Annotated in this window: 17 protein-coding genes; 9 read left to right on the top strand and 8 right to left on the bottom strand. The window is 72.0% G+C overall.

Features of this window, described 5'->3' with window-relative positions:
• The first annotated feature begins 116 nt into the window (after window positions 1-116).
• The 3 genes from E1293_RS11570 to E1293_RS11560 all read left to right on the top strand — a co-directional run bounded on the left by E1293_RS11570 (window position 117) and on the right by E1293_RS11560 (window position 3,167).
• Window positions 117-1,070 carry an ABC transporter ATP-binding protein gene (locus E1293_RS11570; RefSeq protein ID WP_132196811.1) on the top strand — a complete coding sequence of 318 codons (954 nt, stop codon included), beginning with the start codon at window positions 117-119 and terminating at the stop codon, window positions 1,068-1,070.
• A complete protein-coding gene (locus E1293_RS11565; RefSeq protein WP_132196809.1) occupies window positions 1,067-1,864 on the top strand; it encodes an ABC transporter permease in 798 nt (265 codons plus the stop codon). The genes E1293_RS11570 and E1293_RS11565 overlap by 4 nt, the downstream gene beginning before the upstream one ends.
• Window positions 1,865-1,937: 73 nt before the next feature.
• Window positions 1,938-3,167 (top strand): MFS transporter, encoded by a 1,230-nt coding sequence (locus E1293_RS11560; RefSeq protein WP_132196807.1) that lies wholly within the window; start codon window positions 1,938-1,940, stop codon window positions 3,165-3,167.
• A gap of 2 nt (window positions 3,168-3,169) precedes the next feature.
• On the opposite strand, the gene E1293_RS11555 is transcribed toward E1293_RS11560, so the two are convergent.
• Window positions 3,170-3,403 carry a hypothetical protein gene (locus E1293_RS11555; protein WP_132196805.1) on the bottom strand — a complete coding sequence of 78 codons (234 nt, stop codon included), beginning with the start codon at window positions 3,401-3,403 and terminating at the stop codon, window positions 3,170-3,172.
• Between the two features lie 29 nt (window positions 3,404-3,432).
• Window positions 3,433-4,857, bottom strand: coding sequence for a MocR-like pyridoxine biosynthesis transcription factor PdxR (pdxR, locus tag E1293_RS11550; protein WP_132196803.1), 1,425 nt, complete (start codon window positions 4,855-4,857; stop codon window positions 3,433-3,435).
• A gap of 113 nt (window positions 4,858-4,970) precedes the next feature.
• Here pdxR and E1293_RS11545 point away from each other — a divergent pair, with 113 nt between their 5' ends.
• The 3 genes from E1293_RS11545 (at window position 4,971) to E1293_RS11535 (ending at window position 9,014) form a co-directional block, all read left to right on the top strand.
• Window positions 4,971-5,927, top strand: coding sequence for a DMT family transporter (locus E1293_RS11545; protein WP_132196801.1), 957 nt, complete (start codon window positions 4,971-4,973; stop codon window positions 5,925-5,927).
• A gap of 1 nt (window position 5,928) precedes the next feature.
• Entirely contained in the window at window positions 5,929-7,599 is a 1,671-nt protein-coding gene (locus E1293_RS11540; RefSeq protein ID WP_132196799.1) for a fumarate hydratase, read from the top strand.
• A 149-nt stretch (window positions 7,600-7,748) separates the two neighbouring features.
• On the top strand, window positions 7,749-9,014 hold the full coding sequence (locus E1293_RS11535; RefSeq protein ID WP_132196797.1) for a serine/threonine-protein kinase: 1,266 nt from the start codon (window positions 7,749-7,751) through the stop codon (window positions 9,012-9,014).
• A 45-nt stretch (window positions 9,015-9,059) separates the two neighbouring features.
• Here the strand turns inward: E1293_RS11535 and E1293_RS11530 are convergent, their stop codons facing one another.
• Entirely contained in the window at window positions 9,060-10,256 is a 1,197-nt protein-coding gene (locus E1293_RS11530; RefSeq protein ID WP_132196795.1) for an RNA-guided endonuclease InsQ/TnpB family protein, read from the bottom strand.
• Window positions 10,257-10,448: 192 nt separating this feature from the next.
• On the opposite strand from E1293_RS11530, the gene E1293_RS11525 reads away from it, so the two are divergent.
• On the top strand, window positions 10,449-11,855 hold the full coding sequence (locus tag E1293_RS11525) for a class II fumarate hydratase (RefSeq protein ID WP_132196793.1): 1,407 nt from the start codon (window positions 10,449-10,451) through the stop codon (window positions 11,853-11,855).
• 24 nt (window positions 11,856-11,879) lie between these two features.
• On the opposite strand, the gene E1293_RS11520 is transcribed toward E1293_RS11525, so the two are convergent.
• The 4 genes from E1293_RS11520 to E1293_RS11505 all read right to left on the bottom strand — a co-directional run bounded on the left by E1293_RS11520 (window position 11,880) and on the right by E1293_RS11505 (window position 16,389).
• On the bottom strand, window positions 11,880-12,809 hold the full coding sequence (locus E1293_RS11520) for a lytic transglycosylase domain-containing protein (RefSeq protein WP_243716166.1): 930 nt from the start codon (window positions 12,807-12,809) through the stop codon (window positions 11,880-11,882).
• A gap of 519 nt (window positions 12,810-13,328) precedes the next feature.
• Entirely contained in the window at window positions 13,329-14,699 is a 1,371-nt protein-coding gene (locus tag E1293_RS11515; RefSeq protein ID WP_132196841.1) for an RNA 5'-3' helicase PhoH2, read from the bottom strand.
• Between the two features lie 117 nt (window positions 14,700-14,816).
• On the bottom strand, window positions 14,817-15,701 hold the full coding sequence (locus E1293_RS11510) for an isoprenyl transferase (protein ID WP_132196791.1): 885 nt from the start codon (window positions 15,699-15,701) through the stop codon (window positions 14,817-14,819).
• 166 nt (window positions 15,702-15,867) lie between these two features.
• Entirely contained in the window at window positions 15,868-16,389 is a 522-nt protein-coding gene (locus E1293_RS11505) for a hypothetical protein (RefSeq protein ID WP_132196789.1), read from the bottom strand.
• 115 nt (window positions 16,390-16,504) lie between these two features.
• Here E1293_RS11505 and E1293_RS11500 point away from each other — a divergent pair, with 115 nt between their 5' ends.
• Together E1293_RS11500 and E1293_RS11495 are read left to right on the top strand one after the other, a co-directional pair.
• Window positions 16,505-18,043, top strand: coding sequence for a DHA2 family efflux MFS transporter permease subunit (locus tag E1293_RS11500; protein WP_132196787.1), 1,539 nt, complete (start codon window positions 16,505-16,507; stop codon window positions 18,041-18,043).
• Window positions 18,024-18,665, top strand: a complete 642-nt coding sequence (locus E1293_RS11495; protein WP_132196785.1) for an acyl-CoA-like ligand-binding transcription factor — start codon at window positions 18,024-18,026, stop codon at window positions 18,663-18,665. Before E1293_RS11500 ends, E1293_RS11495 begins: the two co-directional genes overlap by 20 nt.
• A gap of 1 nt (window position 18,666) precedes the next feature.
• Here E1293_RS11495 and E1293_RS11490 read toward each other — a convergent pair whose 3' ends face one another.
• On the bottom strand, window positions 18,667-19,851 hold the full coding sequence (locus tag E1293_RS11490) for a C40 family peptidase (protein ID WP_132196783.1): 1,185 nt from the start codon (window positions 19,849-19,851) through the stop codon (window positions 18,667-18,669).
• Window positions 19,852-19,943 lie beyond the last annotated feature (92 nt).

Below are 19,943 nucleotides of genomic sequence, written 5' to 3'. Positions count from 1 at the left end.
CCTTTTCGCCGGCCGGTCGTTGGGGGACGTCCACAGGTAGAGATTAGCCTCCGCCCCGGACAGGGCCGCGAGAAAACCGGTGGGGTTTTGTCGCCTGAATTTCCTAGTGTGAAGGTATGACCTTGCAACGTCCCCAGATCGCGGCTGCCCGGAAGGGCACCGGAGCGGCCGCGATCAGCCTGCGCGGCGTCGTGAAGCGCTTCGGCGACTTCACCGCCGTGGACGGGCTCGACCTCGAAGTCCCCTCCGGGGTCTGCCTGGGGCTGCTCGGCCCGAACGGGGCCGGGAAGTCGACCACGATGAAGATGCTGACCGCCCAGGCGATCGCCACCGAGGGCAGCATCCACGTGCTCGGCTTCGAGGTTCCACGCGACTCCAAGCGCGCGCGGGCCGCGATGGGGGTCGTCCCGCAGCAGGACAACCTCGACGAGGAGCTGACCGCCCGCGAGAACCTGGAGGTGTTCGCGCACCTGTACCGGGTGCCGCGCAAGGAGCGGCGCAAGGCGGTCGACGACGCGCTGGAGATCGCGCACCTGACCGGGCGGCAGCTGACCAAGGTCGACGACCTGTCCGGCGGCATGCGGCGGCGGCTGCTGATCGCGCGCGGGCTGGTGCACAGCCCCGCCCTCGTCCTGCTGGACGAGCCGACCGTCGGCCTCGACCCGCAGGTGCGGGCGGAGCTGTGGGGGCTGATCGACGGGCTGCGCGCCGGCGGCACGACCGTGCTGATGTCGACGCACTACATCGAGGAGGCGGAGCGCCTCGCCGACGAGTGCGCGCTGATGTCGCACGGCAAGGTGATCGCGCGGGGCTCGCCGCCGGAGCTGGTCGCCGAGTACGCGGGCGAGCGGGTCGTCGAGCACTACGGGCCGCCCGACCGGCTCAGCGAGGTCGAGCGGGTGGCCAGGGGCGCCGGGCTCCCGACGCGGCGCACGGGGCCGTCGGTGTCGGTGCTGAAGGCCGAGACGATCGCCCCCTCCCTGGAGGACGAGCTGGGCCCGGACGGCGTCCGCCGCGCCTCCAACCTTGAGGACGTGTTCGTGATTCTGACCGGGGAGCGTGTCGAATGACCGTCCAGGCGGAGCGGGCGCCTCGGCTGCGCCGGTTCGAGATGGCCCCGGTGCGGGGCATCTGGCGGCATGAGCTGGCCCTGTACAAGCGGTACTGGAAGTCGCAGTCGTTCGCCTCGATGGTGGAGCCGACGTTCTTCCTGCTGGCGTTCGGCTACGGGTTCGGCTCGATGGTCGCGGTCATCGGCGACTTCCGGTACCTGGACTTCGTCGCGACCGGCGTCGTCGGCACGGCCGCGCTGTTCACCTCGGTCTTCCCGGGGATGTTCAACGGCTACATCAGGCGCGTGTTCCAGCACACCTACGACGGGATGCTCGCCGCGCCCGTCGACGTCCACGAACTGGTGACGGCCGAGGCGCTGTGGATCGCGGCCAAGTCGGCGGTGTACTCGTGCACCCCGATCGTCGTCGGCATGTTCTTCGGCCTCGACCCGGCGTTCGGGATGCTGCTGGTGCCGTTCGTGACGTTCTTCACCGCGCTCGGCTTCGGCCTGTTCGGGATGTGGACGTCCTCGGTGGTGCCGTCGATCAACTCGTTCGACTACGTGATCACCGGCGTGGTGACGCCGCTGTTCCTGATCGCCGGGACGTTCTTCCCCATCGGGTCGCTGCCCGGCTGGGCGCAGGCGGTCTCCTACTTCAACCCGCTTTACCACTGCGTGCAGCTGGTCAGGGACTGCGTGTTCGGCCTGCAACCGCTGGCCGACCTCGGGCACCTGGCCGGGCTGGTGGTGTTCGCCGGGCTGATGTGGCTGATCGCCGTCCGCGGGATGCGGGGCCGCCTCATCGATTGACCGGCGGCGTACCCTGTCCCTACGCTGACGCGAACTTTCTTCACATTGCGCAGCTCAGAGAGGCCGGAGCCGCATGAGCCAGGGCACCACCGCGCGGGACCGCGAGGCCCGATTCGCCGTGTACACCGCGTTCGCCGTTCAGGGGCTGTGCTTCGCCTCGCTGGTGACGCAGGTGCCGCAGATGCAGGACGCGCACCACCTGAGCGACGCCACGCTCTCGCTGGTCCTGCTGATGGTGCCGCTGGTCGCCGGGGTGGGGAGCGTCACGTCCGGCGCCCTGTTCCGGCGGCTCGGCAGCGGCCCGGTGCTGCGCGTCTCCCAGCCCGCGCTGGCCGCCACGTTCGCGCTGATCGGCCTCACCGGCGACAACGACATCGCGCTCTACGCCGCGGTCGCGCTGTTCGGGCTGTTCGTCGGCGCCGTGGACGCGTCGATGAACGCGCAGGCGATCGCCGTCGAGCGCCGCTACGGCATCAGCCTGATCACCGGCTTCTACGCGGTGTGGAGCGTCGCCGGGATCCTCGGCGGGCTCTGGGCGTCCCTCACCAACAAGCTCGACCTGTCGCTGTTCACCGGCTTCGCCATCGCCGCGGCCGTCGGCATCGCCGCCTCGCTGGCCACCGGCCACCGCCTCTACCGCCGCGCCGAGGAGGGGGACGGGCCGACCGCCGAGGAGCTGAAGGCGGCCGGGCGCAGCGTGCCGTGGCGCCCGATCCTCATCGTGGGCGCCGCGATGGCGGTCGCCTACCTCGCCGACTCGGCGATCTCCAGCTACGGCGCCAAGTACCTGGACGACGAACTGTCCGCGAGCGACTGGGTCGCGCCGCTCGGCTACGTCGCCTACCAGGTCACGATGGTGGTCAGCCGGGCCGTGGCCGACCTCGCCGTCCGCCGCTCGGGCGCCGTCCAGGTCGTCCGGATCGGCGGGCTGGTCGGCATCGTCGGCATGTTCGGCGTGGTCGCCGCGCCCAACGCGGCCTTCGCCATCGCCGCGTTCGCGGTCGCCGGCCTCGGCCTCAGCGTGATCGCCCCGGTCTGCTTCTCCGCCGCCGGAAGCGTCGACCCGACCGGCCTGGGCGTCGCCGTCTCCCGCGTGAACATCTTCAACTACGTCGGCTTCGTCCTGGGCGCCGCCGTGGTGGGCGCCATAGCGCCGCTGAGCGCCGACCACGGCCTCCGCATAGCCTTCATCGTCCCGGCCGCCTTGATCGTGGTCGTCTTCATGACGGCCAAGGGCTTCCATCCCGCCCCAGTCAAAGGCGGACAACCGGACGCCCCTGCGATGGAACGCCCGGTGGCCTAGGTTCAGACGACGTCCTCCAGGGCCTTGACGGCTCGTTCTCCTTCGGCTTGGGCTTGGTCGGGGGTCATGTCCTGCAGGGCGCGGCTGAGGGCCACTTCGGCGGCGTCGGCCGCGGCTCGGAGGGTCAGTGCGTGCTCCTGTGCCCGTTCGAGGTCGCCCAAGCCCACGCAGTCGAAGGCCACCTGCGCGTCGTGGCCCGCCATCTTCAGCTGCCGCGCGGCCTCTTCCAGACTCATCCATACCTCCTACACCAGGGATGCTGGTCCTACCCTCCGGCACCGTGGGTAACCGCTTGACCCAGCAGTTGCGCCGCTTTGACCAGGTGGGGCTCGGGGAGCCTGGCGTAGCCGAGGACGAGTGCGGGCGGCGCCGTCGCGGCGCGCCCCGGCGACCACATGCCGCGGGCGCCCGCGACCGACACGCCGGCCTCGGCCGCGCGGGCCACCACGTCGTCCTCGTCGCATCCGGCGGGCAGTTCCACATAGAGGTGGATGCCCGCTGAGACGCCGCGAACCATCGCGCCGGGCATGTGGTCGGCGAGCGCTTCGGTGAGGGCGTCGCGGCGTGCCCGGTAGCGGCGCCGCATGGTGCGCAGATGCCGGTCGTAGCCGCCGCCGCGGAGGAACTCGGTGAGCGCGTACTGCTCCAGGACGGGTGCGCCCAGGTCGGTGTTGACGCGGTGCTCGCGCAGCCGCTCGGCGATGGACGGCGCCGCGACGGCCCAGCCGAGGCGGAGCGCGGGCGCGAGGGACTTGCTGACCGAGCCGAGGAGGACGACCCGGTCGGGGTCGACGCCCTGGAGGCAGCCGACCGGGTCGCGGTCGTAGCGGAACTCGGCGTCGTAGTCGTCCTCCAGGATCAGGCCGTCCACGCCGCGCGCCCAGGCGATCAGCTCGGCGCGGCGGGCCGCGGACAGCACGACGCCGGTCGGGTACTGGTGCGCGGGCGTGACGAGGACGGCCCGGGCCCCGGTGCGGGCGAGCGCCGCCACGTCCAGGCCCTCGCCGTCCACCGGGACGCGGGCGACCCGCAGCCCGGCGGCCGCCAGCATCGGCAGCTGCCGCTCGCTGGTGGGGTCCTCGACGGCGAGCACCGCGTCGCCGCGGTCGCGCACCAGCCGGAGCAGGGCCGACAGGCCGTGCGCCACCCCGTTCATGATCACGACGCGGCCGGGGTCGGCGTGCGCGGCGCGGACCCGGCCGAGGTAGGACGCCAGCTCGGCGCGCAGGTCCTGGACGCCGGCGGGGTCGGGGTAGGCGAGCGCGTCGTGCGGCAGGGCGCGCAGCGCGGCGCGGGCGGCGGAGATCCAGCGCTCCCGGGGGAACGCCGACAGGTCGGGCTTGCTCGGCCACAGGTCGTACCGGACCTCCGGTTCCCGCTCGGGCTCGGCCGGACCGGACGCGGCGGGCGCGCGGGGCACCGGCGCCGCCTCGTCGTCGGGGCGGGCCAGCGGCGCGATGCGGGTGCCGTCGCCGCGCCGGGCGATCAGGAAGCCCTCGGCGGTGAGCTGCTCGTAGGCGGTGACGACGACGCCGCGGGAGACGTCCAGGTCGCGCGCCAGGTCGCGGCTGGACGGCAGCCGGGTCCCGGCGGTCAGCCGGCCGGACCGCACGCCCGCGCGGAACCCGGCGGCGATCTGCGCCGCGAGCCGCCCGGCGGACCGGTCGAGGGAAAGATGAAGGTCGGTCACATGACACTCAGCGTCAATAGGGAGCACGGGCGTCACGGGTAGGTTAATGGTCCTAAATCTAGCGAAACCATTGGCTCTGTCTGGAGGACCAAGCGCGGCCTAGCGTTCCGTCCATGAACATGTCTCAGAAGCGCGGCACGGCCGGCGCGGGGTGCGCGATGTTCCTGGTCGGCACGCTGACCGCGGTCTCGGCGACCATCTCGGGCTATCCGGTGTTCGGCGGGCAGGCGGTCCGGTACGCCGCCGCCGCGGTGATCCTGCTCGCCGTGGCGCGCCTCGCCGGCGGCCCGGCGCGGCGGCCGTCCGCGCGGGACTGGGTGCTCCTGGCGGCGCTGGCGGCGACGGGGCTGGTCGCGTTCAACGTGTGCATCGTCGCGGCCACCAAGGACACGAGCCCGGCCACCATCGGCACGGTGATCGCGACGGTGCCGATCGTGCTGGCGCTCGTCGGGCCGCTGCTGGAGGGGCGCCGCCCGGCCCCGGGGATCATCGTGTCGGCGTGCGTGGTGGCGGCCGGGGCGGGCCTGGCGAACGGGCTCGGCGGCGGCAGCGCCCGCGGCCTGCTGCTGTCGCTCGGCGCGCTCGGCGGGGAGGTGTGCTTCTCGCTGCTGGCCGTCCCGCTGCTGCCGCGCCTCGGCCCGCTGCGGGTCTCCGCCTACTCGGCCGCGCTGGCCGCCCCGATGCTCCTGGCCGCCGGCCTGGTCACCGACGGGACCGCCGTGCTCCGCGTCCCGACCGGCGGCGAGCTGGCGGGCTTCGCCTACCTGTCGGTCGTCGTGACCACGATCGCGTTCCTGCTCTGGTACGACGCGATCGGGCGGCTCGGGGCCGACCGCGCCGGGCTGTTCGCGGGCCTGATCCCGATCAGCGCGGTGGCCACGACGGTCGCGCTCGGCATCGACCGGCCGGGCGCCGCCGATCTCGCCGGGGCCGCGCTGGTCGCGGCCGGGGTCGTGGTCGGCCTGCGCGCGCGGGTCGCCCCGCGTGAAGTCGCCCCACGTGAACCCGCGCTTTCCGAGCCCGTAACCTGTGAGGCGGCCCCCATCGGAATCGCGCGAGGATCTGCCTGAGATGCCTGAGTTCTCCTACACCGACCTGCTGCCCCTCGGCCCGGACGAGACCGACTACCGGCTCCTCACCTCCGACGGGGTCTCCACGTTCGAGGCCAACGGGCGGACGTTCCTTCAGGTCGAGCCGGAGGCCCTGCGGCTGCTCACCGAGACCGCGATGCGCGACATCGCGCACCTGCTGCGTCCCGCGCACCTGGCGCAGCTCCGCCGGATCCTGGACGACCCCGAGGCGTCCCCCAACGACCGGTTCGTCGCGCTGGACCTGCTGAAGAACGCGGGCATCGCGTCCGGCGGCGTCCTGCCGATGTGCCAGGACACCGGCACCGCGATCGTGATGGGCAAGCGCGGCCAGCACGTCCTCACGGACGGGAGCGACGAGGAGCACATCTCGCGGGGCGTGTACGACGCGTACACGAAGCTGAACCTGCGCTACTCGCAGATGGCCCCGGTGTCGATGTGGGACGAGAAGAACACCGGCTCCAACCTGCCCGCGCAGATCGAGCTGTACGCGACGCCGGGTGACGCCTACAAGTTCCTGTTCATGGCCAAGGGCGGCGGCAGCGCGAACAAGTCGTACCTGTACCAGGAGACCAAGGCCGTCCTGAACCCGAAGCGGATGATGTCCTTCCTGGAGGAAAAGATCCGCTCGCTGGGCACCGCCGCGTGCCCGCCCTACCACCTGGCGATCGTCGTGGGCGGGACGTCCGCCGAGTACGCGCTGAAGACCGCCAAGTACGCCTCGGCCCACTACCTCGACGCGTTGCCGTCCGAGGGGTCGCCGCTCGGGCACGGCTTCCGCGACCTGGAGCTGGAGCTCCAGGTGTTCGAGCTGACGCAGAAGCTCGGCATCGGCGCGCAGTTCGGCGGCAAGTACTTCTGCCACGACGTGCGGGTGATCCGGCTGCCGCGGCACGGCGCGTCCTGCCCGGTCGCGATCGCGGTGTCGTGCAGCGCCGACCGGCAGGCCCTCGCCAAGATCACGGCGGAGGGCGTGTTCCTGGAGCGGCTGGAGACCGACCCGGCGCAGTACCTACCCGAGACGACCGACGAGCACCTGGACGACGGGGTCGTCCAGGTCGGGGCGGGTGGGGGGAATGCGATCAGCATCGACCTGAACCGTCCGATGGCGGAGATCCGCGCCGAGCTGACCAAGTACCCCGTGAAGACGCGGCTGTCGCTGACCGGGCCGCTGGTCGTGGCCCGCGACATCGCGCACGCCAAGATCCAGGAGCGGCTGGACGCGGGCGAGCCGATGCCGCAGTACCTGCGCGACCACGCCGTCTACTACGCGGGCCCGGCCAAGACGCCGGAGGGCTACGCGTCCGGCTCGTTCGGCCCGACCACGGCCGGGCGGATGGACTCCTACGTCGAGCAGTTCCAGGCCGCCGGCGGCTCGCTGGTCATGCTGGCCAAGGGCAACCGGTCCAAGCAGGTCACCGACGCGTGCGCGGAGCACGGCGGGTTCTACCTCGGCTCCATCGGCGGCCCCGCCGCGCGCCTCGCGCAGGACTGCATCAAGAAGGTCGAGGTGCTGGAGTACCCGGAACTCGGCATGGAGGCCGTCTGGAAGATCGAGGTCGAGGACTTCCCGGCGTTCATCGTCGTGGACGACAAGGGCGAGGACTTCTTCGCCGACACCACCGGACCCGTCCTCAGCATCGGCAGGCGCTGACTTTCGGCAGCTTCTGACGGCGCGAACGGGGCGCCCGGCCCCCGGTCACGCAAGGTTTCTTGTCGGTAGGTCACAGTATTGGCCCGAAATTCGCGTTGGTGCTGAGGTCTCCCGGATGACCGGCTGGCCACTCCGGTATCTTTTCCGCCATGTCTCAGTCAGAGCGCCTCGTTCTAGCGACGCGCTACCGGCTGGTCTCGGAGATCGGCCAGGGTGCCAACGGCACCGTGTGGCGAGGGCATGACGAGCTCCTCGATCGCGCCGTCGCGATCAAGGAGCTGCGGCTTCCCGAGGAACTCTCCGAGGACGACCGGGTGGTCTTCTACCGCCGTACCCTGCGGGAGGCGCGCGCGCCCGCTCAGCTGCGCACGCACTCCATCGTCGAGGTGTACGACGTGGTCATCGAGCAGGGCCGGCCCTGGATCGTGATGGAGATGATCGAGGCGCCCAGCCTCGAGCAGCTCATCGAGCGGTCCGGACCGCTGCCCGCCGACCGCGTCGCCCACATCGGCCGTGCCCTGCTGGAGGCGCTCAGCACCGCGCACAAGGCCGGGATCGTGCACCGCGACCTCAAACCGAGCAACGTGCTGCTGGACGGCGAGCGCGTCGTCCTCACCGACTTCGGGCTCGCGTTCTCCTCCGGTTCGGCGAGCCTCACCAAGACGGGCCACTTCATGGGCTCGCCCGCCTACGTCGCCCCCGAGGTCGCCGCCGGGGAGAAGGCCACCCCCCGGTCCGACCTGTGGTCGCTCGGCGCGACGCTGTACGCCGCGCTGGAGGGCCGCCCGCCGTTCGAGCGCGAGAACGTGATGGCGACGCTGTCCGCACTGGCGAACGAGTCGACCCCTGCTCCGCAGAACGCGGGCGCGCTGGCGCCCGTGATCACCGGGCTGCTGGAGAAGAACCCGACCCGGCGGCTCAGCCACGCCCGCGCCGTCGACCGGCTGGAGCGGGCCATGGCGGGCCCGCGCTCGGGCCGCCGCGCGCCGACGCCCCGCTACCGGCTGATGGTCGTGATCGGGCTCATCGGCGCGACCGTCGCCTCGTGCGGGATCGGCGCCACCGCCCTGATCGTCGGGATGATGCGGGAGAGCCCGGGCCCGTCCCCCACGGCGACGTCGTCCAGCCCGACGGGCAGCACCACCCAGGCCGCCGCACCGCCCGGGGTCGCGACGAGCACGCTGGTCGTGCGGGCCCGCACCGACGCCTGCAAGATCTTCGTGTCGGTGCCGGGTGACGCGATCACCGTGCTGAGCGACGAGACGCTGCACCACGGCGACGCGCGGCAGTACGAGCAGCCCCGCCTGAACGCCGTGATCTACGACGCGTCCGCCTGCGACGTCTGGGTGAACGGCCAGGAGAAACCGGCCGGCAAGCCCGGCGAGCGCAAGAACTACACCCTGAACAAGGATTGACATCCTCCCCCTCAGTGGGACTGAGGGGGATTCCAATAGCGACCGCTATCCCCTGAGGGGGAGGTCGTGTTGAGGTTCACGGTTCGCGGGCCTGCTCAACAGCAGGCCTCCCCGTGCAGCGACCGCATGCCCTGCGGCCGTATCGCGGATGTTGCGGGCCGCGTTGACATCGGCGTTGGCTCGATACCCGCAGGCCACGCACGAGAAGACCGCTTGGCTCTTGCGGCTGCTCCCCGCGACGTGCTTGCAAGCGTTGCAAGTCTGCGATGTACAACGCGGATTGATCTTGACGACGCGTCCGGCCGCCTTGTGCTCCAACCGGGTCACCAGCGCACCCCAGCCGGCAGCCAGGATGCCCCGGTTCAGCCCGGCCTTCTGCCCCACGCCGCGGCCCGGGGCCTCCACCGTCCCCCTGGCCGACCGGGTCATGTCCTTGATCTTGAGGTCCTCGACGCCGATCACATCGAACCGACGGGCCAGGCAGGTGGAGGTCTTCTCGATCCAGTCCGCGCGCCGGTCGGTCTCGCGGGCGTTCAGCCGAGCGATCGCGGCCTTGGTCCTTGCTCGCCGCTTGGAACCCGGCTGGGCGCGGGCGAGTCTGCGCTGCAGCCGCGCCAACCGGGCCCGCTCTCCCTCCCGCAGACCGGGAGCGTGCAGCAGGTCGCCGGTCGACAACGCAGCGCTGACGACCACACCACGGTCCAACCCCACCACCTCGCCCGTGCGGGGCGCGGGAATCGAGTCGGGTATCGCTGCGAACCCGATATGCCAGCGGCCCGCCCGGTCACGGGTGACACGGAACGACTTGACGCCACCTGGGACGGGCCTGGACCAGCGGAACCGCACCCATCCCACCTTGGGTACCTTCACCTGACCCACCCGCCGGGAGACGCGCCGCACGTCACCGGGCTTGACCGCCACGATACGGAACCCTTCGTGCCGTCCAGCCTTCCGCCAAGTCGGACGGCGGTGAATGCGGGCGAAGAAGTGAGCCATGGCCTGGCCGAAGTCCTTCAGCGCCTGCTGCTGCACTGTCACCGAACCGGCGCGCAGCCAAGCGAACTCTGCCCGCGCCTCAGTGAGCTGGCGGCACTGCTCGGCAAACCCCGGTGCCGCCCCGCGGCCCGGCCGCCAGTAAGCGTGCTGCTCAACGGCAAGATTCCAGACGAACCGGGCATGCCCGCAGTGTTCCAGCAACATCTGCTCCTGAGAGGACGTCGGCTGCAGTCGGTAGCGGGACATGACCAGTAAGCTACCGGCACCCACCGACAGATCCGGGAAGCACTGTGGGCACTATGCCACCCGGCTTCACCACGCCCTCGAATGACCGGACTCGGGTGTAGGCGACGACTACGGCCCCCCATCGGGGAATGCGGGAACCACCGGATGGGCTACCACAAAGGGGCGGCCGTCGATCGAGTGGGAGGCGTTTCCATGGGCGAGCAGGGGTTCCGGGTCGAGCACGACTCGATGGGCGAGGTCCGGGTGCCGGCGGCGGCCAAGTGGCGGGCGCAGACGCAGCGCGCGGTGGAGAACTTCCCCATCTCCGGGCGGGGCCTGGAGGCCGCGCACATCGCGGCGCTCGGCCAGATCAAGGCCGCGGCGGCGGCCGTCAACGCCGAGCTCGGGGTCCTCGACAGGGACCTCGCCGGCGCGATCACCGAGGCCGCCCGCGAGGTCGCCGGCGGACGCTGGAACGACCAGTTCCCCATCGACGTGTTCCAGACCGGGTCCGGGACGTCGTCCAACATGAACGCCAACGAGGTCGTGGCGACGCTGGCGCAGGAGCGGCTCGGGCGGCCCGTCCACCCGAACGACCACGTGAACGCCTCTCAGTCGTCCAATGACGTGTTCCCGTCCTCGATCCACATCGCGGCGACCGGGGCCGTCCTGAACGATCTGGTGCCCGCGCTGAGGCATCTGGAGGCCGCGCTGGCGCGCAAGGCCGGCGAGTTCCGGACCGTGGTGAAGTCGGGCCGGACCCATCTGATGGACGCGACGCCGGTGACGCTCGGCCAAGAGTTCGGCGGGTACGCGGCGCAGGTGCGGCACGGCGTGGAGCGGGTCGAGGCCGTCCTGCCGCGGCTCGCCGAGCTGCCCCTCGGCGGGACGGCGGTCGGCACCGGCATCAACACCCCCGAGGGCTTCGCCGCCCGCGTCATCGCGGAGATCGCGCGGACCACCGGCCTGCCGCTCACCGAGGCCCGCGACCACTTCGAGGCGCAGGGCGCGCGGGACGGCCTGGTCGAGGCCAGCGGCGCGCTCCGCACCGTCGCGGTGAGCCTCAACAAGATCGCCAACGATCTGCGCTGGATGGGGTCGGGGCCGCGCGCCGGGCTCGCCGAGATCCGGCTGCCCGACCTGCAGCCCGGCTCGTCGATCATGCCGGGCAAGGTGAACCCGGTGATCCCCGAGGCGGTCACGCAGGTCGCGGCGCAGGTCATCGGGAACGACGCGGCGGTCGCGTTCGGCGGCGCGTCCGGCAGCTTCGAGCTGAACGTGATGCTGCCGATGCTGGCCCGCAACGTGCTGGAGTCGGTCACCCTGCTGGCGAACGTGTCGCGGCTGCTCGCGGACCGCTGCGTGGACGGCATCGAGGCCGACGAGGACCGGTTGCGCGAGTACGCCGAGTCGTCACCGTCGATCGTGACGCCGCTGAACCGCTACCTCGGATACGAGGAGGCGGCGAAGGTCGCCAAGCAGGCGCTCAAGGAGCGCAGGACGATCCGCGACGTCGTGCTGGAGCGCGGCTACGTCGACGGCGGGAAGCTGACCGTCGAGCAGCTCGACGCGGCCCTCGACGTGCTCGGGATGACCGGCACGTCCCAGGAGCTCCACTGAGCGCCTGGGACGGCCGGGGCGGGATCAGTACCAGCCCGCCGACTGGAAGTGCGACCATCCGCCGCACGGCGTCTTGTAGCGGTCCTTGATGTAGCCGAGCCCCCACTTGATCTGCGTGTTGGCGCTGTTGCGCCAGTCGGGGCCGGCGCTCGCCATCTTGGAGCCGGGCTTGGCCTGCGGGATCCCGTAGGCGCCCGAGGGGTTGGCCGCGTGGGTGTTCCAGCTGCTCTCCCGGTCCCACAGCTTCACCAGGCAGCCGAACTGGCCGTCGCCGCCGAACCCGAAGCTCGGCAGCATCTTCTTGGCGATCTCCTGCGCCTCGCCCTTCGGCGTCGGGTCGCCCATCGGGGCGCCGCCGCCGTCGCCGCCCTTGTTCTCCGGCTTCTTGGTCGGGATCGGCTTGCCCTTGGGGCGCAGGGACGGGGCCTCGCCCTCGTCCGAGCGGGTCGCGCGGGAGGCGCGGTCGAGCGCCAGCTGCTTGCGCTGCTGCTCCAGGAGCTTGGGGTCGGTCTTCGGCGCGGCGGCGTCCGCCAGCGGCTTGGCCGGCTTGACGGTCTGCGTGCCGCCGTCGCCGGACCCGCCGGTGAACGCGAACGCGGCGACCGCGCCGCCGCCGAGCACCACGGCGGCGCCGGCGGCGATCGCCGCGATCCGCATGCCGTTGCGCTTGCCGGAACCGCCGCTCCCGCCGGAGCCGGCGCGCCGGGAGGCCGCCGGGCGCGGCGCGTGCGAGCCGATCTCGTCGCGGCCCTCGCCGGTGGAGACGCCCGTGCGGAGCGGCTCCGGGACGGGCTGGAGCCCGAGCGTGTCACCGGCCGGCGCGCCCGCCTGGGTGCGGTCGGTGCCGGCGACGCGGACATCGTCCTCGTGCGGCGCGGGTCCGGACGCCTGGGCCACGACCGGCTGCGGTGCCGTCTCGCGCGGCGCCGGAGCGGGCGGCTCGAAGGCGGCCATCGCGTCGGAGACGGGGGCCGGGAGGTCAAAGCTCTGTCGATCGTCTCGCCTAGGGGACCCGGGACGGTCTCCGTACAAGGCGGTCCTTCCGACGGTCGCACGCGCATGGGCACGCGCACGAGCTGCTGTCACCCCCGGCCCGGCGGGCCGCCAGGAGGTCTCGGCGGCTCCGGACCCGGACCGGGGCCGTGTCCGTCGCGCGCGTACTGAGGGGGACGCGCTCCGGGCCGGCACCGCTCTGGGGGTGCTTACGGGGAGACACAATGCCGGAGCCGGAGGGCGGTTTCGCAACCGAAACGAGACGAATGCGGCTCGTGGGGCTGTTGTCAAGCCGCCCGCCGAGGGCCCGAAACCGCCTACGGACCTGCGGATCCCCCGCATTGGGCGACGAACTGTGACCTTCATCACAACCCAACGGTACGGGGTTTAACGATCACGCTCCGTGGAACATCACGGGCGTTCTGAGACGCGAAACCCCGGCGGCCTCCGAGGGCCCGCCGGGGTTCTCGCTTTACCCGGTCAGCCGACGTCGCCGAGCATGTCCGTGACCAGGGCGGCGATCGGCGACCGCTCCGACCTGGTCAGCGTCACGTGCGCGAACAGCGGGTGGCCCTTCAAACGTTCCACCACCGCCGCGACCCCGTCGTGCCGCCCGACCCGCAGGTTGTCGCGCTGCGCCACGTCGTGGGTCAGCACGACCCGCGACCCGGCTCCGATCCGCGACAGCACCGTCAGCAGGACGCCGCGCTCCAGCGACTGCGCCTCGTCCACGATCACGAACGCGTCGTGCAGCGACCGCCCCCGGATGTGCGTGAGCGGCAGGACCTCCAGCATGTCGCGGTCGACGACCTCGTCGATGACCTCCGGCGTCGTCACCGCCGACAGCGTGTCGTAGACCGCCTGAGCCCACGGCGACATCTTCTCGTTCTCCGACCCGGGCAGGTAGCCGAGCTCCTGGCCGCCGACCGCGTACAGGGGGCGGAACACCACGACCTTGCGGTGCCGCCGCCGCTCCAGCACGGCCTCCAGGCCCGCGCAGAGCGCGAGCGCCGACTTGCCCGTCCCGGCCCGCCCGCCGAGCGAGACGATGCCGACCTCGTCGTCCATCAGCAGGTCCAGCGCGATCCGCTGCTCCGCGGACCGGCCGCGCAGCCCGAACACCTCGCGGTCGCCCTTGACGAGCTTCACCGACTTGTCGGGCTGGACGCGGCCGAGCGCCGAGCCGCGCTCCGACAGCAGCCGCAGCCCGGTGTGGCACGGCAGGTCCCGCGCCTCCTCCAGGTCGGCGCTGCCCCCGTCGTACAGCTCCCCGAGCGCCCCGGCCGGCACCTCCAGCTCGCGCATCCCGGTCCAGCCGGACTCCACGACGGCCAGCTCCGCGCGGTACTCCTCCGCGGCGAGCCCCACCGCGGACGCCTTCACCCGCATCGGCAGGTCCTTGGAGACCAGGACCACGTCGCGGCCCTCGCGGGCCAGCCACGCCGCCACCGACAGGATCCGGGTGTCGTTGTCGCCGAGCCGGAACCCGTCCGGCAGGACGCTCGGGTCGGAGTGGTTCAGCTCGACGCGGAGCGTGCCGCCCTGGTCGCCGAGAGGCCCCTCCACCGAGACGGGCTCGTCCAGCCGCCCGTTCCGCACGCGCAGGTCGTCCAGCGTGCGGAGGGCCTGCCTGGCGAAGTACCCGAGTTCCGGGTGGTGCCGCTTGGCCTCCAGCTCGGAGATGACGACGATGGGGAGTACGACCTCGTGCTCGGCGAACCGGGTCATCGCCCCTGGGTCGGCGAGCAGGACGCTGGTGTCGAGGACGTACGTGCGCCGATCCGAGTCCTGGTGGGGGGACGACCCCCCACACCCCCCGGAACTACCCGGAAGAGACGTCCCCGAAGGGATCCCGGTGATGCAGGGACGGCGCGCGGAGGTTGTGGCCACTCGATCTCCCTGAGAATGGGGAAACTGCCGGTGGCGCGCAGGTCCGCCCGTGCAGGGGCGGTGGTCCGCAGGGGACGGTCAGGTACCGTAGCGCCGGTGCCGCGCGGCGTAGGAGCGCATCGCCCGGAGGAAGTCGACCTTGCGGAAGTCCGGCCAATGGACCTCGCAGAAGTGGAACTCCGAGTGAGCGCTCTGCCAGAGCATGAAGCCGGAGAGACGCTGCTCCCCCGAGGTGCGGATGACCAGGTCCGGATCCGGCTGGCCGCGCGTGTAGAGATGCTCCGCGATGTGCTCCACGTCGAGGATCTCGGCGAGTTCCTCGATGCTGGTGCCCCGGCTCGCCTGCTCGATGAGCAGTGAGCGCACCGCATCAGCGATCTCACGCCTACCTCCATACCCAACCGCGACGTTCACAATCAGGCCGGGTGCGTCGGATGTGGCCTCACCCGCATCTTTAAGGACGCGAGCGGTCTTATCGGGCAGCAGGTCGAGGGCGCCGACGGGCTTCACGTGCCAGCCGTCGGCGGCGAGCTTGCGGACGGTGTTCTCGATGATCTCCAGCAGCGGGGCCAGCTCGCCCTCGGGGCGGTTCAGGTTGTCGGTGGACAGCAGCCACAGCGTGACGTGCTCGACGCCGGCCTCCGCGCTCCACTGCAGCAGCTCGGAGATCTTCTGGGCGCCGCGCTGGTGCCCGGTGTTGACGTCGGCCAGGCCCATCGACCTGGCCCAGCGGCGGTTCCCGTCCAGGATCACGCCGACGTGCCGGGGGGTGACCTCGGCGGGCAGCTCGGCCTCGACGCGGCGCTCGTACATGCGGTAGACGACGTCCCGGACGGCCGCGTACGGGCCGCTGCGGCGGATGGCGGAGAACACCCGCCCGCTCTCGGAGGGGCGGCGGCGCACACCGTCCCTCCGCGCGCCGCGCGACCGCCTGCGCGGCTCTCCCGTACGCCGAACCCCCATGTGGGCTTCCCTTCGAGCGACCGTCCGCGGGCGAGGCCCGATGCGGAGAAGGACGCTCAATTATGGCCCGACGGCGACACTTCTCCCGCCGTTTCCATATTTCAGGCTAACCCGGACAAGGGGGACGGCCTGGGCACCTGGCCTGCACCGGCCGGGGACCGGGAGGTCAGGGGCGCGGACCGGCGGCGCGGGCGCGTTCGACGTGCTGGAGGGCGCTGCGCAGTTCCCCCAGCCACTCGTCGGTGTTCTTGCCGACGAGCCGGACGCACCAGGCGAGCGCGTCGCTGCGGCTGCGGGCGACGCCGGCGTCCACGAGCGTGTCCAGGACGCGGCGCTCCGGCTGCCGGAGCCGCGTCATCACGGGCACCGACAGGGTGGTGAACATCTCCCGCTCGCCGCCGCATTCGACGCCCCAGGAGACCTTGTGGCCGAAGCGGCGCTCGGCCTCGCGGGCGATGCCGATGCGCCGGTCGCGGGTCTCGTCGCGGAAGCGCTGGACGTGCCCGGCGATCACGCCGGCGCGCTCGGCGTCCGACACCTGCTCGGCGGCCGCCGGGACGGGCAGCCGGCCGACGACGCTGACCTCCTCGCGGTCGAGGACGACCTCGGGCGCGTCCTCGAACCAGTCCCCGGGGAGCCGCCCGGAGAACCAGCCGCGCAGCTCCTCCGCCGCTTCACTCGTATTCATGTAATCAAAATTACAACGCCACCCAGCGGTATGCCAGCCTCTACCTCGATTGACAATCACCATCTTTTGAGAGCTACTCTCATTTCATAGACACCGCTATTTGGGGGCTGATGCCATGACTGTGGGATACCGGCGGCGCTGGTTCGGGCTGGGCGCGCTGGCGCTCAGCATGCTGGCGCTCGGGTTCGACATGACGATCCTCAACGTGGCGCTGACCACGCTGTCGGGGGAGCTGCACGCGGGCACCAGCGCGCTGCAGTGGATCGTGGACTCCTACCTGCTGGTCTTCGGCGCGCTGCTGCTCCCCGCCGGGCTGCTCGGCGACCGCTTCGGCCGCAAGTGGCTGCTGCTGACCGGCCTCGGGATCTTCGGGCTCGCCTCGCTCGCCGGCGCGTTCGCCGGCGGCACCGGCGGCGTCATCGCGGCCCGGCTGTTCATGGGCCTCGGCGCGGCGATCGTCATGCCGCTGTCCATGTCCATGCTCCCGGCGATCTTCCCGCCGCACGAGCGGACCCGGGCGGTCGCCGTCTGGTCGGCGTCCACCGCGCTCGGGCTGCCGCTCGGCCCGCTGCTCGGCGGCTGGCTGCTGCAGAACTTCTGGTGGGGCTCGATCTTCCTGATCAACGTCCCGGTGGTCGTGATCGGCGGCATCGCGGTGGCGTTCCTGCTGCCCGAGACCCGCGACCCGGCCGCGCCGCGGGTCGACCTCAGCGGCTCGCTGCTGTCCATGGCCGGTCTCGTCGCGCTCGTCTACGGGGTGATCGAGGCGCCGGCCCGCGGCTGGACGGACCCGGTCGTCCTCGGCTGCTTCGTCCTCGCGGTGGCGCTGCTCGCCGCGTTCGTCCGCTGGGAGCGGCGCGCGGCGGACCCGATGCTGCCCATGGCGCTGTTCCGCGACAGGGCGTTCGTGTGGGCGATGGTGGCGGCCGTCACCGCGAACCTGATGATGGGCGGGATCCTGTTCGTCCTCCCGCAGTACCTGGAGGCCGTCCAGGGCAGCGACGTCTTCGACACCGGGCTGAAGCTGATCCCGATGCTGCTCGGGCTCCTGGCGGGCGGCGTCGCCACCGACCGGGCGGCGCCCCGCACCGGGCACAAGCCGATCATGGTGCTGGGCCTGCTGGTGCTCGCGGCCGGCCTCGGCTGGGGCGCGCTCACCGGCGCCGGGGACGGCTACGCCGCCACCGTCCCGTGGCTGGTCGTGGTCGGCGTCGGCTCCGGCCTCACGCTCATCCCCGCGATGGACGCGGTGCTCGCCGCCCTCCCCGCCGACCAGGCCGGGCGCGGCTCCGGGCTCGTCCAGACGCTGCGCCAGACCGGCGGCACCCTCGGCGTCGCCGGGCTCGGCAGCCTGCTGGCCGGGATCTACCGCGACCGCGTCGACACCGGCGGCCTGCCCGCCGGCGCGGCCGGCGCGGCGCGCGACTCGATCGGCGGCGCGGTCGCCGCCGCGGGCCGGCTGGAGGACGGCGGGCTGCTCGCCTCCGCCCGCGACGCCTACGTCCACGGCATGGACGCGGTGCTCGGCGCGTGCGCGGCCGCCGCGCTCGCCGTGGCCGTCCTGCTGTGGCTTTTCCAGCCGGGTCGCGAACCCGAGGGTGCGGCGCCCGCGGTCGATGAACCAGAATCGGACCATGAGCACGTCGTCCCCTGAGCATGCGATCGACCGGCTGCAGGACCGGCTCTCCCGCCTACCGCTGCGGGAGCGCAAGAAGCTGAAGACCCGGAGGGCGATCCAGGACCACGCCCTCCGGCTCTTCACCGGGCAGGGGTACGACGAGACGACGGTGGAGCAGATCGCGGCGGCGGCGGAGATCTCGCCGAGCACGTTCTTCCGCTACTTCCCCACCAAGGAGGACGTCGTCATCACCGACGAGTTCGACCCGATCATGGCGGAGGTGTTCCGGTCGCAACCGCCCGGCCGGTCACCGATCGAGGCGCTGCGCGAGACGCTCCGCGAGATCCTGCCGCTGATGCCCGAGGACGACTTCGACGTCATCCGGACGCGGATGCGGCTCATGGCCGAGGTCCCCGCACTGCGCGCGCGCATGTTCGAGGTGATGAGGCAGGGCACGCACGCCGTCCTGTCGGACCTCCTCGCCGAACGGACCGGCCGCGACCGCGGCGACCCGGAGATCGAGGCGTTCAACTGGGCCGTCCTCGGGGTTCTCCAGGCGGCGATGTACCAGTGGCTGGAGAGCGCCTCCAGCGCCGCGGAACTGGCGGACCTGATCGACCGCAACCTGGAGTTCCTCAGCCGCGGCTGCCCGCTGTGACTCAGCCGGAGATCGCGCCGGCGACCTTGGCGGCCATCTTCGGGCTGACCCGGACGGCGCCGCGCATGTTGCGGGTGTAGACGTTCTGGACCTGCACGACGGTGCCCGTCCGCGGCGCCGCGAGCATCTTGCCCTTGCCCAGGTAGAGGGCGATGTGCGAGATGTAGCCGGGCGCGGTCGGGTCGTTGGCCCAGATGAGCATGTCGCCCGGCTCGGCCTTGCCGTAAGGGATGACCCAGCCGGCGCGGGCCTGGTCGGCCGCGACGCGCGGGAGCCGGATGCCCGCCTTGGCGAACGCGTACTGCATCAGGCCGGAGCAGTCGTAGCCGCCCTCCGCCTCGGACTCGCCGCCCCACACGTACGGCCAGCCGAGCCGCGTGTAGGCGGCCTTGATCACCGTCTGCACCTGCCCGGCCGTCATGACCTGGCCGTTGGAGGCGGGCACGTTCCCGGCCTTCGGGAAGTCGATCTCCGGGTTGACCGCCACCGCCTTGGCCTGCTTCGGCAGCACCTTGCGGAGCTTCTTGATGAACGCCTTCGGCTCGCTCTTCGGGACGCTGATCAGCATCGCATTCCCGGTCGGCATCCCGAGCGCCTGCGCGGTGGTGTGCGAGATGACCGCGTCGACGTCGCTGACGCCCATCGTCGCGTACGCGCCCACGCGCAGCTGCGACTGGTGCTGCTTGCCGCCGACGGGCACCTGGCTGCCGAGCTTGACGCCGCCGTCGCTGCCCATCGTGAAGGAGATCGCGACGTCGCCGGACGCCACGTTGCGCCAGAGCGCGTCCGACTTCGCGGTCGGCTTCGGCGTGTAGTTGCGGAACGTCGACGGGTTCACACCCATCAGCCCGACCCGCTTGCCCGCGACCATGCCCTGCACGGCGTCCACGACCTCAACGCCCTGCACGCCCTTGGCGCCGCGGACCTTCCGCACGAAGTCGGCCGGAAGCGCGGACGGCGCCGCCACGAGGACGTGCGGGCTGAGCCGCTTGCCCTGGGGCGCGACCGCCGTGGGCGACAGGTCGGTGCTGCCGGACGCGGCCACGTACCGGGCGCGCTTCTCACCGGCCTGGGCGCTCTTCGGGCCGTCGTCGTGCGCCACGAGGACGGCGACGTTCGCGGCGAGGGTCGTCAGAACGGAAACGCCGATGATCGTCGGTAGCACCCGCCGGTTCGGCTTTCCCACTGCCACACTCCCTCGACGGTCGCCCTGCGCCGGTGCCCGGCCGTGCCCGGGACTCGACTATGACGCAGATGTCCGGCCACCGTCCAGATACC

The organism is Actinomadura darangshiensis (assembly GCF_004349235.1).
GTDB classification, from domain to species: domain Bacteria; phylum Actinomycetota; class Actinomycetes; order Streptosporangiales; family Streptosporangiaceae; genus Spirillospora; species Spirillospora darangshiensis.
Note: the sequence above shows the minus strand (reverse complement) of the source record. Positions and strands in the feature narration are given on the sequence as shown.

What these genes read in the sequence shown, in the direction of transcription:
- E1293_RS11570 (WP_132196811.1), top strand. Translation starts at nt 117, where the DNA reads ATGACCTTGCAACGTCCCCAGATCGCGGCTGCCCGGAAGGGCACCGGA.
- E1293_RS11565 (WP_132196809.1), top strand. Translation starts at nt 1,067, where the DNA reads ATGACCGTCCAGGCGGAGCGGGCGCCTCGGCTGCGCCGGTTCGAGATG.
- E1293_RS11560 (WP_132196807.1), top strand. Translation starts at nt 1,938, where the DNA reads ATGAGCCAGGGCACCACCGCGCGGGACCGCGAGGCCCGATTCGCCGTG.
- E1293_RS11555 (WP_132196805.1), bottom strand. Translation starts at nt 3,403, where the DNA reads ATGAGTCTGGAAGAGGCCGCGCGGCAGCTGAAGATGGCGGGCCACGAC.
- E1293_RS11545 (WP_132196801.1), top strand. Translation starts at nt 4,971, where the DNA reads ATGAACATGTCTCAGAAGCGCGGCACGGCCGGCGCGGGGTGCGCGATG.
- E1293_RS11540 (WP_132196799.1), top strand. Translation starts at nt 5,929, where the DNA reads ATGCCTGAGTTCTCCTACACCGACCTGCTGCCCCTCGGCCCGGACGAG.
- E1293_RS11535 (WP_132196797.1), top strand. Translation starts at nt 7,749, where the DNA reads ATGTCTCAGTCAGAGCGCCTCGTTCTAGCGACGCGCTACCGGCTGGTC.
- E1293_RS11530 (WP_132196795.1), bottom strand. Translation starts at nt 10,256, where the DNA reads ATGTCCCGCTACCGACTGCAGCCGACGTCCTCTCAGGAGCAGATGTTG.
- E1293_RS11525 (WP_132196793.1), top strand. Translation starts at nt 10,449, where the DNA reads ATGGGCGAGCAGGGGTTCCGGGTCGAGCACGACTCGATGGGCGAGGTC.
- E1293_RS11520 (WP_243716166.1), bottom strand. Translation starts at nt 12,809, where the DNA reads ATGGCCGCCTTCGAGCCGCCCGCTCCGGCGCCGCGCGAGACGGCACCG.
- E1293_RS11510 (WP_132196791.1), bottom strand. Translation starts at nt 15,701, where the DNA reads ATGGGGGTTCGGCGTACGGGAGAGCCGCGCAGGCGGTCGCGCGGCGCG.
- E1293_RS11505 (WP_132196789.1), bottom strand. Translation starts at nt 16,389, where the DNA reads ATGAATACGAGTGAAGCGGCGGAGGAGCTGCGCGGCTGGTTCTCCGGG.
- E1293_RS11500 (WP_132196787.1), top strand. Translation starts at nt 16,505, where the DNA reads ATGACTGTGGGATACCGGCGGCGCTGGTTCGGGCTGGGCGCGCTGGCG.
- E1293_RS11495 (WP_132196785.1), top strand. Translation starts at nt 18,024, where the DNA reads ATGAGCACGTCGTCCCCTGAGCATGCGATCGACCGGCTGCAGGACCGG.